This is a genomic window from Streptomyces sp. NPDC052682, from assembly GCF_040678435.1.
GTDB lineage: Bacteria > Actinomycetota > Actinomycetes > Streptomycetales > Streptomycetaceae > Streptomyces.
This window is the reverse complement of sequence record NZ_JBFATS010000003.1, coordinates 204,946-217,377: the sequence shown is the minus strand read 5'-3', so window position 1 is coordinate 217,377 and position 12,432 is coordinate 204,946. Positions and strand designations below refer to the sequence as shown.

The following is a 12,432-nucleotide window of genomic DNA, read 5'->3' as shown; positions in this document are numbered from 1 at the left end:
CCATGGTACGGGGCGGTTGCTGGAGCTGCCCGCGTGAAGCTCGCAGCCCTCCCGCCGCGCTCGTAGGAGTTGCTGCCACTCAGCTGCAGAGGGACTCTTGTCTCCGCCAAGTCTTTTGATCCGTTTGGTAGTTGACTGCATGAGCGCAGCACATGATCAACCTCAAGTTTCCCTCAGATCGCTGTCGTGCCGATGACTCCACGCCCTAAATTGACCTGGCTCCGTCAAAGGACCGGAGCGGGGTCTGCGTGGCTGTGAGAAAGGCCACGCTTCGATGAAACGGGGACGATGTGAGCAAGAGATTGACGGCTATGGCCGTGGCTGCCGGTGTTGCTGCGGCTTCGATCGTGACGCTCGGGCCGGTGACCGCGGCCAGTGCGGCACCGACCGTCTGCGAGCCCGGCTATAAGCACGCCACCTGGACCGATCTGAGCCAGGGCTGGGTGATCACCCATGCCAAGCAGATCAACATCCCGGCAGACGGCACGGGAACTCACACCAAGTCTGCGACATATCGCCACACGGTCAGCTCGGGACGTGAGGTGACCGCTGGGGCCAGCTACTCAGCGAGCTGGGTCATCTCCAGCATGGATGCCAACGTCTCGGGGACTCTGACCAGGGCGGGGGAGAAGACCAAGGAGACGAGCGAGTCGGTCACGGTCAACTTCAACAAGCCCGGAACCTACGTCGTCTTCGCCGGAGTCAAGAAGGCCTCTGGTTACTACAAGGCTAAGACCTGCAACTCGAACGGCACCGGCTGGACGAGGAAGGGGTACGGCAAGGCTCGTAGCTGGAACGTTCAGACGGAAGGTGCGGTGAAGTGCACCGAGAAGCCGAAGAAGGGTACCGCCAAGCGAGCGGCGAAGGCGTACTGCTGACCTGGCTCCAGTAACTGAGGATCGCGACCGGGCCCCGTGGGGCCCGGTCGCGGTGCGTTTCTCGTAAGGCGCACAGGGCGTGCCCATGCAGGGTTTTCCCTACGCTCTGGCGGCAGGGGTACGGCAGCCTCGTGGTGTGCGGTCGAGTCTGGTTACCGTTGTCCGATCCGCAGCCTCTCTGCTGTCGGTCGGCCTGCAGATGGCATGGCCCCAGGTGTCGAGGAAGCTCTCCGCCGCTGACGCAACCGGTTTTCTGCAACGGTGTCCGCTATGCGGACGATCAATGCCGATAGGTGTGTAACAAGTCCGTTTCGCAGGCATCTTTCACCAAACCCTTTGTCCGGATTTTGGAAGATGTTAGCGAGAGCTGTGATCGAACCGAGACCTCGTGGGTGTGGTTCGGTCCTGGCGCATGGCAGATAGTTAGGCGCGTAGAGCTCGGATGAACGGGTCACGCGCTGCAGGCGGCGCCGACTCACGAGCGCGGGGGGCACCTGACTGACACCGGCACCGGCGACGGGCGGTGCGGTGGTCTGTGTCGGGTGCTCTCTTTGCGGTGAACCAATGGACTTATGAGGAGGAACCCATGCGCGGTGCCAGGAGCGCCAAGTGGGTCGCGGGGGCGATAGTCATCGCCCTGGCCGCCACCGCCTGTGGCGGCGGCGGTGACAAGGCCGGAGACGACATGAACAAGGGGAAAGCCGACCCGAACGGCATCGTCACTGCGCAGCTGAGCGAACCTCAGAACCCGCTGCAGCCGGCCAACGCCAAGGAGAGCCAGGGCAGCCGCGTGCTGCGCACCATCTTCGCGGGTCTGGTGGACTACGAGCCCGGCACCGGCAAGCTGGTGTACATCAACGCCGAGTCGGTCACCCCCAACAAGGACTCGTCCGAGTGGACCGTTAAGCTCAAGCCGGGCTGGAAGTTCCACGACGGCACCACGGTCACCGCCAAGTCCTACGTGGACTCGTGGAACTGGTCGGCGAACGTCAAGAACAACCAGACCAACTCCAGCTGGTTCTCCGACATCGTCGGCTTCGAGGACGTGCACCCGGAGAAGGGTGACCCCAAGTCCGACAAGATGTCGGGCCTGAAGGTCGTCGACGACAACACCTTCACCATCAAGCTGAAGCAGCCGGTGTCGTACTTCGCCTACAAGCTGGGCTACGACGTGTGGGCCCCGCTGCCCGAGGCCTTCTTCAAGGACCCGAAGAAGTTCGGCGAGCACCCGATCGGCAACGGCCCCTACAAGTTCGTCTCCTGGGAGCACAACAAGCTCATCAAGGTCCGTAAGTTCGCGGACTACAAGGGACCGAACAAGGCCAAGAACGGCGGCATCGACTTCAAGAACTACACGACCGCCGACGCCGCTTACTCGGACCTGCGCTCCAACAACGTGGACTGGATCGAGCAGGTCCCGACCACCGCGCTGAGGAGCTACAAGCAGGACCTCGGCGACCGCGCGATCGACCAGGCGTACTCCGCCGTCCAGACCGTCACCTTCGCCTTCTACACGAAGCAGTGGAAGGGCATCGATCCCAAGGTCATCCAGGGTCTGTCCATGGCGATCGACCGCAACACGATCACCAAGACGGTTCTGCAGGGCACCCGTCAGCCCGCCGACTCCTTCGTCGCCCCCGGCGTCCTCGGCTACAAGAAGGGCGCGCTCGGCGACATCGTCAAGTTCGACCCGGCCAAGGCCAAGAAGCTGGTCCAGGAGGGCGGCGGCGTCCCGGGCAACAAGATCTCGATCCAGTACAACGCCGACCAGGACCACAAGCCCTGGGTCGACGCGGTCTGCAACTCGATCCGCAAGACCCTCGGCGTGGAGTGCGTGGGCGACCCGAAGCCGACCTTCCAGGCCGACCTGGACGCCCGTGACAACAAGCAGGTCAAGTCCATGTACCGCAGTGGCTGGGTGCTCGACTACCCGGTCAACTCCAACTTCATGCGCGACCTGTACGGCACCACGGCGGCCGGCAACACCAGTGGTTACTCCAACAAGGAGTTCGACAAGCTGACCTCCGAGGCCGACCGGGCCAGCTCGATCGATGAGACGGTGAAGAAGTACCAGGAGGCGGAGCAGCTCCTGGCCAAGGACATGCCGTCGATTCCGCTCTGGTTCTACAAGGTCAACAGCGGTCAGTCGACCAACATCCTGGGCAAGATCCCCTACGGCCAGGACGGTGACCCGATCTTCGACCAGATCCAGGTCAAGCAGAAGTAAGAAACGACCGCAGACCGGTGCCGCCCCTCCCGACAGGGGAGCGGCGGCACCGGTCCGTAGGCACAGGCCTCCACCTCACGCCCCACCCTGCGGTAGATGAGTGCGCAGGCCTCGCCGACCCCTCACGGCATGGAGGCGCAAGATGGGGCGCTACGCCGCTAGGCGACTGCTCCAGATGATCCCGATCTTCATCGGGACAACTCTGTTGATTTTCCTGATGGTCCACATTCTGCCGGGCGATCCGGTCCGGGCCATCTACGGGGACAAGGCCCCCGACCCCGCGCAGATCGCTCAGATCAAGCGGGAGTACGGCTTCGACAAGCCGGTCCTTGAGCAGTACGTCCACTACATGCTGAATCTCCTCCAGGGAGACTTCGGCAAGAACCTCGCCGGCCGTCCGGTGATCGACCTCATGTCCGAGGCGTTCCCGGTGACGCTGCGATTGACGCTGCTTGCCATCACCATTGAGATCATCATCGGTGTCGGCCTGGGTGCGTGGGCCGGTCTGAAGGCCGGCAAGGCCGCCGACACCGGCGTCCTGGTCTTCACCCTGACGGTGATCTCCATCCCGGTGTTCGTTCTGGGGTTCATCGCCCGCTTCATCTTCGCCGACGAACTCGGCTGGCTGCCTCCCAACGTGCAGGACTCCACGGACTTCTCGCAGTTGTTCCTTCCGGCGTTCGTCCTCGCGATGCTCTCGATGGCCTATGTGGCCCGGCTCACCCGGACCACCTTCGCCGAGAACCTGCGGGCCGACTACATGCGCACCGCCCTCGCCAAGGGCCTGCCCCGGCGCCGCATCATCGGTGTCCACCTGCTGCGCAACTCCCTGATCCCCGTGGTCACCTTCGTCGGCACCGACATCGGCGGTTTCATCGGCGGCGCGGTCATCACCGAGGGCATCTTCAACATCCAGGGTGTCGGCAACCTGCTGTACAGGGCGGTCCAGACGAGCGAGGGCTCCACGGTCACCGGTGTGGTGACGGTACTCGTCCTCGTCATCCTCTTGATCAACCTCCTCATCGACCTGCTGTACGCGGTCCTGGACCCGAGGATCCGGTATGCCTGACGTGACCAAGGCCCAGACCATCGACGCGCAACTGGACGCCGCGGCGCCGCCGGCCGTCGACGCGCCCGGCAAGGAGAGCGGCAAGAAGAGCGACAGGCCCCGCTCCCTGTGGGGCGACGCCTGGTACGACCTCAGGCACCGCCCCATGTTCTGGGTGTCCTCCGTGCTGCTGCTCCTGCTGCTGGTGATCGCCGCCTTCCCCGGCTGGTTCACCAGCGTCGACCCGCGGGACGGCGACCTCGTCCACCACTACCTGGGCAAGCCGGAACTCGGGCACTTCTTCCAGCCGGACTGGTTCGGCTACGACCAGCAGGGCCGCTCGATCTACGCCCGGGTCATCCACGGCACCCGCGCCTCGATCCTGGTCGGTGTCGGCGTGACCGCCGTGGTGACCCTGATCGGTGGCCTGTTCGGCATGCTGGCCGGCTACTTCGGCGGCTGGATCGACTCGGTGATCTCCCGTATCACCGACATCTTCTTCGGTGTGCCGTTCCTGCTCGGCACGATGGTCGTCCTGAACGCCTTCACCGAGCGCAAGGTGTACGTCGTCATCCTGGCCCTGGCCTTCCTCGGCTGGACCTCGATCGCCCGTGTCACCCGCAGCTCCGTGATCACCGCCAAGCAGGCGGACTACGTCACGGCGGCCCGCGCGCTCGGCGCCGGCACCACCCGGATCCTGTTCCGCCACGTGATGCCGAACGCCATCGCGCCCACCATCGTCGTCGCGACGATCGCCCTCGGCGGCTACATCTCGGCGGAGGCGACGCTGTCGTTCCTCGGCCTCGGTCTGAGTGACCCGACCATCTCGTGGGGCATCGACATCTCCGAGGGCAGCAAGGTGATCCGGGACAACCCGCACGCGCTGCTGTTCCCGGCCGGCATGCTCAGCCTCACGGTCTTCGCGTTCATCATGCTCGGCGACGCGGTCCGCGACGCCCTTGACCCGAAGCTGCGCTGAGGAGGGCGTACGTGACCACCATCGACATGACCAGGAACGTCCCCGAGCCGCACGGCACGGGTGATGCCCATGTCCCACTGCTCGAAGTGCGCGATCTGCACGTCGAGTTCCACACCCGGGACGGTGTCGCCAAGGCCGTCAACGGAGTGAACTACACCGTGAACTCCGGTGAGACCCTCGCCGTGCTCGGTGAGTCCGGCTCCGGCAAGTCCGTGACCGCCCAGGCGATCATGGGCATCCTCGACATGCCGCCCGGACGGATCCCCAAGGGGCAGATCCTGTACCGCGGTGAGGACATGCTGACCATGTCCAACGACGCCCGGCGCAAGATCCGCGGCAGCAAGATCGCCATGATCTTCCAGGACGCGCTCTCCGCCCTGAACCCGGTGCTCAGCGTCGGTTACCAGCTCGGCGAGATGTTCCGCGTCCACCAGGGCCTGAGCAAGAAGGACGCCAAGGCCAAGGCCATCGAGCTGATGGAACGGGTAAAGATCCCGGCCGCCAAGGAGCGCGTCGGCGACTACCCTCACCAGTTCTCCGGCGGTATGCGCCAGCGCATCATGATCGCCATGGCGCTCGCCCTGGAACCGGACCTGATCATCGCCGACGAGCCGACCACGGCCCTCGACGTGACGGTCCAGGCGCAGGTCATGGACCTGCTCGCGGAACTCCAGCGCGAGTACAACATGGGCCTGATCCTCATCACCCACGACCTCGGTGTCGTCGCCGACGTGGCGGACAAGATCGCGGTGATGTACGCGGGCCGGATCGTGGAGACCGCCCCGGTCCACGAGTTGTACAAGCGACCGGCGCACCCCTACACCAAGGGTCTGCTGGACTCCATCCCGCGCCTGGACCAGAAGGGCCAGGAGCTGTACGCGATCAAGGGCCTGCCGCCCAACCTGACCCGCATCCCGTCCGGCTGCGCCTTCAACCCGCGCTGCCCGCAGGCCCAGGACATCTGCCGTACGGACGTCCCGAAGCTGCACCCGGTCACCGAGCGGGACGGCGGCGAGCTCCCCGGCCGCGGCAGCGCGTGCCACTTCTGGAAGGAGACGATCCATGGCTGACCTGGACAAGACGGACGAGACCATGGACGCCACCCCCAACGTCACCGAGGTGGAGACGGTCGACGCGGCCACCGACGAGGAGGCCGTGGCCGCCATCGAGGCCCCGGTCGAGCGCGGCGAGCCGATCCTCCAGGTCCGCAACCTGGTGAAGCACTTCCCGCTGACCCAAGGCATCCTGTTCAAGCGCCAGATCGGCGCGGTCAAGGCCGTGGACGGGGTCTCCTTCGACCTCTACCAGGGCGAGACCCTCGGCATCGTGGGCGAGTCCGGCTGCGGCAAGTCCACCGTCGCCAAGCTGCTGATGATGCTGGAGACGGCGACCGCCGGCGAGATCTTCTACAAGGGCCAGGACATCACCAAGCTGTCCGGGCGCGCGCTGAAGGCGGTCCGCCGGAACATCCAGATGGTGTTCCAGGACCCGTACACCTCGCTCAACCCCCGTATGACGGTGGGCGACATCATCGGCGAGCCCTTCGACATCCACCCCGAGGTGGCCCCGAAGGGCGACCGGCGCCGCAAGGTGCAGGAGCTGCTGGACGTCGTCGGCCTGAACCCGGAGTACATCAACCGCTACCCGCACCAGTTCTCCGGCGGTCAGCGCCAGCGCATCGGCATCGCCCGCGGCCTGGCCCTGAACCCCGAGATCATCATCTGCGACGAGCCGGTCTCCGCGCTGGACGTGTCGGTGCAGGCGCAGGTCATCAACCTGATGGAGAAGCTGCAGGACGAGTTCAACCTCTCCTACCTCTTCATCGCGCACGACCTGTCGATCGTCCGGCACATCTCCGACCGCGTCGGTGTGATGTACCTCGGCAAGATGGCCGAGATCGGCACGGACGAGCAGATCTACGACCACCCCACGCACCCCTACACCCAGGCGCTGCTGTCGGCGGTCCCCGTGCCGGACCCGGACGCCCGCGACCACCGCGAGCGGATCATCCTCACCGGCGACGTGCCGTCCCCGGCCAACCCGCCCTCGGGCTGCCGCTTCCGCACCCGCTGCTGGAAGGCCCAGGACAAGTGCGCCGAGGAGGTCCCGCTGCTGGCCATCCCCGAGCGCTTCCAGGGCTCGGACTCCCCGGCGGCCCACGAGTCGGCCTGCCACTTCGCGGAGGAGAAGGACGTGGTCCACGCGGCCTGACGCCGTCGCGACGCTTTCACGGTCCCGGCACGCCTGTATCGGGTGCCGGGACCCGGCGTTCCCCGAGGCGGGGGCGTCTGCGTGGGGCGGGGTTTCCCTAGGTGGGGTGCGTCTGCGTGGAGCTGTGGGGTCCCGGGGGCGGGGCCGTCTGCGTGGAGCTGTGGGGTCCCGGGGGCGGGGCCGTCCGCGTGGAGCTGTGGGGTCCCGGGCGTGGGGCCGTCCGCGTGGAGCCGTGGGTTTCCCGACGCCTGGGCGTCGTCGCAGGGCCTCCGGCACCGTGCCCGGGCGCGCTTCCCGGCCGGCTATCGGCGGCGTGCCGCGACCACCGCCGAACTGGAGGGCGTGGTGAGCACTTCAGTGGCCTCAAGATCGGGATGAGTGAGGTAGAACAGGCGCAGCTCATCCACCTCGCCCTCGAAGACGGGCGGCCACTGGGCCGACGGAGTGAAGTCGTCCAGGATGAGAAGGCCGCCCGGAGCGAGCAGCTCGACGACCGTCCCCGGATCGTCGCGCTTGCCTCCGCCGTCGCAGAAGAAGACGTCGAAGGGGGCGTGCCGCTCGATCAGCCGCCAGTCCCCGACGAGAACGCTGACGCGGTCGTCGTCCGCGAAGACCTCTGCCGCGCGGCGGGCCAGCTCCTCGTCGCGCTCCACGGTGACCAGGCGGGCGTCGGCGCCCAGCCCGCTGTGCAGCCATGCCGTCCCCACGCCTGAGCCTGTGCCGCTCTCCGCGATGACTCCCCGGGGTTTCGCGGCGGCGGCCAGCCTGAGCAGCCTGCCCACCTCGGGGAGGCAACTCTTCGTGAAACCCGCCTCGGACGCGATACGCTCCGCGGCCACCACACGAGGTGGAGCCGCACGCTCCGCCATGCTCACGAGCCCCCTTTCATCGCATCGTGGGCATGACGCTAACGCCCAGCGCAGGCGTCCGCGGGGTTTTCTCCGGCCAGGACGGCAGGGTGCCCCGGCCGAGGGACGCACAACCATACAAACCCGCATCAATCGCGTTAACACGCAGGCAACTTCACCGACCCCGTCCCGATATACGGACGCGTCAGGCTGAACAGCGTACGGCCGTGCGGGTGCCGTAAACGGGCCGGGGCGCGCCATGTCGCCCCGGCCCGTTGCCATGCCTACCCGAGGGCCAACGCCCGCTTGAGGAAGTCGACCTGAAGCAGCAGCAGGTTCTCGGCGACCTGCTCCTGCGGGGTCATGTGGGTGACGCCCGACAGCGGCAGCACCTCGTGCGGGCGGCCGGCGGCCAGCAGGGCCGAGGACAGCCGCAGGGTGTGCGCGGCGACCACGTTGTCGTCGGCCAGGCCGTGCACGATCATCAGCGGCCGGTGCGGCTCGGCGGGCAAGGACAGGCCGTCGTCCGTGACCAGGGAGCTTCTCGCGTACGCCGCCGGGTGCTCGGCCGGGTCGCCCAGGTAGCGCTCGGTGTAGTGGGTGTCGTACAGCCGCCAGTCGGTCACCGGGGCGCCCGCGATGCCCGCGTGGAAGACGTCCGGGCGGCGCAGCACGGCGAGCGCGGCCAGGTAGCCGCCGTAGGACCAGCCGCGGATAGCCACCCGGGACAGGTCCAGGGGGTACCGCTCGGCGAGGTCCTGCAGGGCCTCCACCTGGTCGTCCAGGGAGAGCGTGAAGTCGTGGTGGACCGCCTTCTCCCAGCCGGGGGAGCGCCCGGGCGTGCCGCGTCCGTCGGCGACGACCACCGCGAAGCCCTGGTCGGCGAACCACTGGGAGGTGAGGTGGGCGTTGTGGGCGGCCAGCACCCGCGGGCCGTGCGGACCGCCGTAGGGATCCATCAAAACCGGGAGCGGGGTGTCACCGGCGTAGTCCCGAGGCATAAGCACGGCGCACGGAATGCGGCGTGCGCCCCCCTCGGTGAGCGTCACCCGCGGGGACAGACCGGGATCTTCCGCATACGAGGGGACGGTTGCCACCTGTCGCCCGTCCCGCAGGACCCGCACCTGGGCACCGGGCCGGTCGAGCGTGGCCGAGACCAGGACGGTCACGCCTCCGGCGCGCACCGCCGTGTGCACCCCGGGCTCCTGGGAGACGCGCTCCACCCCGAGCTCGTTCACCCGGTACACATGCACCTGGCCCGTCTCCGCCTCGGCCGCCTCCTCGCCCGCCGAGGCCGAGACCAGCACGTCGTCGTCCGAGACGTCCAGCACGGCCCGCAGGTGCAACTGCGGGCCGGTCAGCGGGCGTTCCCCGACCGCCAGGACCCGGGCACCTCCCTCGTCCGCGATCCGCACCAGCCGGCCGGACGGGCTCCAGCGCGGTACCCCAGGGAAAAGATCCAGCCATGTTGGATCTTCGTCCGCGTGCACCATCCGGGTCGCCCCCGTCTGCGGGTCCACGGCCAGGAACAGCTGGCTGCGCTGGTCCCGCGCCTGGACCAGCAGCAGCGGCGCACCCGCCCCTGACCAGTGCACATGCGCCAGATACGGATACCGCGCCCGGTCCCAGACGACCTCCGTGCGCGCCCCGTCCAGGCCGGTCACGAACAACCGGACGTCCGCGTTGTCCGTGCCCGCCGCCGGGTACGCCACCCGCTGCGGCTCGCGGTCCGGATGCGCCGGATCGGAGATCCACCACCGGCGCACCGGCGTGTCGTCCACCCGCGCCACGAGCAGCCGGTCCGACTCCGGAGCCCACCAGAAGCCCCGGGTACGCCCCATCTCCTCGGCCGCGACGAACTCGGCCAGACCATATGAGACATTCTCCGATTCGGGCTCGGCGAGCACCCGGTCGCCGTCGCCCTCCGCGCCGACGACCCGCAGGGCACCCCCGGCGATGTACGCCACGTACCGGCCGTCGGGCGACGGACGCGGGTCGATCACCGGCCCGGGGACCGCCAGTTCGCGGGCTGTCCCGGCCCGCAGCTCGGCTGTGAAAAGCCGCCCTGACAAGGCGAAAGACGCCAACTCGACGGCCGTGTCGGTGGCGTAGCCGACCACGCCCGCACCGCCCTCGCGGCTGCGCTCGCGCCGGGCCCGCTCCTCGGCGGAGAGGTGCTCCGAGGCGCCGCCCAGGAGGGCGCGCGGGTCCGCCGCCACGCGCTCCCCGCCTTCCTCGAGGTCGAGGACCCACAGCGAACTCGCCCGGTCGGTACCGGAACTGGAGCGCAGGAACACGACACGCGAGCCGTCGGGCGCCACGGTGAACGAACGCGGCGCGCCGAGCGAGAAACGCTGGGTGCGGGCGTGCCGTCGGGGGAAGGAGTCAGCCTCGGTCTGCATGACCCGACCATATTGGCCATGCGCCCCCTTGTGCGGCCGTGCGCCGATCAATGCGCACGTACGGATAGTTATGATCACTACCGCATAGTGGGTATGAACCTGCTGGCTGCTGTACGGATACTTCTGCCCCCATAACCTGCCCCCATTAGTCCGACCCCCCGCGCTCTTGGGATCTTTGGAGGTGAGCCGCCGTGGCACTCTCGATTTCGGCGGTGGTGCTGCTGGCGATCATCGTGTTCCTGCTCATCAAGAAGTCAGGACTGAAAGCCGGGCACGCCATCGTGTGCATGCTGCTCGGCTTCTACCTCGCCTCCTCGACCGTGGCCCCCACGATCAGCGAGCTGACGACGAACATCGCCGGGATGATCGGCAGCATCAAGTTCTGACCCGGGGCGCGGGCCGCCGCCGGTGGCGCCTCGTAGGGTGGTGACCATGACGGAACTGCCCGCGCGGCGTCTGCTGCTGGTGCACGCGCACCCGGACGACGAGTCGATCAACAACGGCGCCACCATGGCCCGGTACGCGGCCGAGGGTGCCCACGTGACGCTGGTCACCTGCACCCTCGGCGAGCGCGGCGAGGTCATCCCGCCCGACCTCGCCCACCTGACCGGTGCCGCCCTCGGCCGGCACCGCCTGGGCGAGCTCACCGCCGCGATGGCCGAGCTCGGCGTGAGGGACGTCCGGCTGCTCGGCGGCCCCGGGCGTTACGCGGACTCCGGGATGATGGGACTGCCCGACAACGACGACCCCACCTGCTTCTGGCAGGCCGACGTCGAGGAGGCGGCCCGCGGGCTCCTCGAGGTGATCCGCGAGGTCCGCCCCCAGGTCCTCGTCACCTACGACGACCGCGGCGGCTACGGCCACCCCGACCACATCCAGGCCCACCGCGTCGCCATGCGCGCCGCCGAGCTCGCCGAGGAGGCGGGCTGCCCCCTCGCCAAGGTCTACTGGAACCGGGTGCCCCGGTCCGTCGCCGAGCAGGCCTTCGCCCGCCTCCAACAGGACCTGCCCCACCTGCCCTTCGGCAAGGCGGCCACGGTCGACGACGTCCCCGGGGTGGTCGCCGACGACCGCGTCACCACGGAGATCGACGGCACCGCGCACGCCGCCGCCAAGGCCGCCGCCATGCGCGCCCACGCCACCCAGATCACCGTCGCCGGCCACTGCTTCGCGCTGTCCAACGAGCTCGCCCAGCCGCTGTTCACCACCGAGTACTACGAGCTGGTGCGCGGCGAGCGCGGTTCCGGAACGCGGGAGACCGACCTGTTCGCCGGCCTCGGTCTCGGCCTCGGCAGCGGTGTGCGGGAGGCGTCATGAGCGGCGACCGGACCTCCCTGCTCGCCCAGCCGCTGAAGCCGCCCTCCGCCGGACGGGCCGCCGCCTACCTGGGCCTGTTCGTGCTCGGCGCCCTGGTGGGCGTCGCCGGAGCGGTGGTGCAGCCCGCCTGGTTCCCCGGCGGCCTGCTCCTCGCCCTCGCGGGCGAGGCCGGGCTCTGCCTGGGCGCGGGCCGCGCCGCCCGCAGCCGGGCCGCGGCGATCGCGTCCGCCGGCGGCTGGATGCTCGCCGTCATCCTGCTCACCGCCAGCCGCCCCGAAGGGGACTTCCTCTTCGCGGCGAGCGGCGGCTCGTACCTCTTCCTGCTCGGCGGCATGGCCGTCGCTGTGATCTGCGCCACCTTCGCCCCGGTGCGGCAACCCGACGGCGGGTCCGCCCGACTTGGCAAGTGACGTACTACTTCGCCACACAGCGCGCGTGCGGGTCCGGTGGGCTTTCCCCGGCGGTCCTGGGATATGGGCGAGAAGTGGCCAGTAAGGTGGTGCGCGCCGCCGAGCTGCCCGC

The 12,432-nt window shown here is 68.4% G+C and carries 11 protein-coding genes; 9 read left to right on the top strand and 2 right to left on the bottom strand.

Annotated features, from left to right (window positions below):
• Nucleotides 1-311: 311 nt before the first annotated feature.
• From AB0K80_RS05850 to AB0K80_RS05825, 6 genes are all read left to right on the top strand, one after another.
• Nucleotides 312-878, top strand: a complete 567-nt coding sequence (locus AB0K80_RS05850) for a hypothetical protein (protein WP_365666205.1) — start codon at nucleotides 312-314, stop codon at nucleotides 876-878.
• 586 nt (nucleotides 879-1,464) lie between these two features.
• A complete protein-coding gene (locus AB0K80_RS05845) occupies nucleotides 1,465-3,105 on the top strand; it encodes an ABC transporter substrate-binding protein (protein WP_365666204.1) in 1,641 nt (546 codons plus the stop codon).
• A gap of 142 nt (nucleotides 3,106-3,247) precedes the next feature.
• Nucleotides 3,248-4,174 carry an ABC transporter permease gene (locus AB0K80_RS05840; RefSeq protein ID WP_365666202.1) on the top strand — a complete coding sequence of 309 codons (927 nt, stop codon included), beginning with the start codon at nucleotides 3,248-3,250 and terminating at the stop codon, nucleotides 4,172-4,174.
• Nucleotides 4,167-5,132, top strand: coding sequence for an ABC transporter permease (locus AB0K80_RS05835; protein ID WP_365666200.1), 966 nt, complete (start codon nucleotides 4,167-4,169; stop codon nucleotides 5,130-5,132). The genes AB0K80_RS05840 and AB0K80_RS05835 overlap by 8 nt, the downstream gene beginning before the upstream one ends.
• An 11-nt stretch (nucleotides 5,133-5,143) precedes the next feature.
• The gene (locus AB0K80_RS05830; RefSeq protein WP_365666198.1) at nucleotides 5,144-6,202 is read left to right on the top strand and encodes an ABC transporter ATP-binding protein; all 1,059 of its coding nucleotides are present in this window, start codon (nucleotides 5,144-5,146) and stop codon (nucleotides 6,200-6,202) included.
• On the top strand, nucleotides 6,195-7,343 hold the full coding sequence (locus AB0K80_RS05825) for a dipeptide ABC transporter ATP-binding protein (protein ID WP_365666197.1): 1,149 nt from the start codon (nucleotides 6,195-6,197) through the stop codon (nucleotides 7,341-7,343). Before AB0K80_RS05830 ends, AB0K80_RS05825 begins: the two co-directional genes overlap by 8 nt.
• Before the next feature lie 302 nt (nucleotides 7,344-7,645).
• Here AB0K80_RS05825 and AB0K80_RS05820 read toward each other — a convergent pair whose 3' ends face one another.
• Nucleotides 7,646-8,218, bottom strand: a complete 573-nt coding sequence (locus tag AB0K80_RS05820) for a class I SAM-dependent methyltransferase (protein WP_365666195.1) — start codon at nucleotides 8,216-8,218, stop codon at nucleotides 7,646-7,648.
• A 257-nt stretch (nucleotides 8,219-8,475) separates the two neighbouring features.
• Nucleotides 8,476-10,593 carry a prolyl oligopeptidase family serine peptidase gene (locus tag AB0K80_RS05815; RefSeq protein WP_365666193.1) on the bottom strand — a complete coding sequence of 706 codons (2,118 nt, stop codon included), beginning with the start codon at nucleotides 10,591-10,593 and terminating at the stop codon, nucleotides 8,476-8,478.
• Between the two features lie 191 nt (nucleotides 10,594-10,784).
• On the opposite strand from AB0K80_RS05815, the gene AB0K80_RS05810 reads away from it, so the two are divergent.
• Genes AB0K80_RS05810 through AB0K80_RS05800 form a run of 3 tightly spaced genes read left to right on the top strand, consistent with a single transcriptional unit; the run spans nucleotide 10,785 to nucleotide 12,320 of the window.
• Entirely contained in the window at nucleotides 10,785-10,979 is a 195-nt protein-coding gene (locus tag AB0K80_RS05810; RefSeq protein ID WP_003992731.1) for a hypothetical protein, read from the top strand.
• Between the two features lie 46 nt (nucleotides 10,980-11,025).
• Nucleotides 11,026-11,910, top strand: coding sequence for an N-acetyl-1-D-myo-inositol-2-amino-2-deoxy-alpha-D-glucopyranoside deacetylase (gene mshB / locus AB0K80_RS05805; protein ID WP_365666191.1), 885 nt, complete (start codon nucleotides 11,026-11,028; stop codon nucleotides 11,908-11,910).
• A complete protein-coding gene (locus tag AB0K80_RS05800; RefSeq protein ID WP_365666189.1) occupies nucleotides 11,907-12,320 on the top strand; it encodes a DUF6113 family protein in 414 nt (137 codons plus the stop codon). Before mshB ends, AB0K80_RS05800 begins: the two co-directional genes overlap by 4 nt.
• The last annotated feature ends 112 nt before the right edge of the window (nucleotides 12,321-12,432 follow it).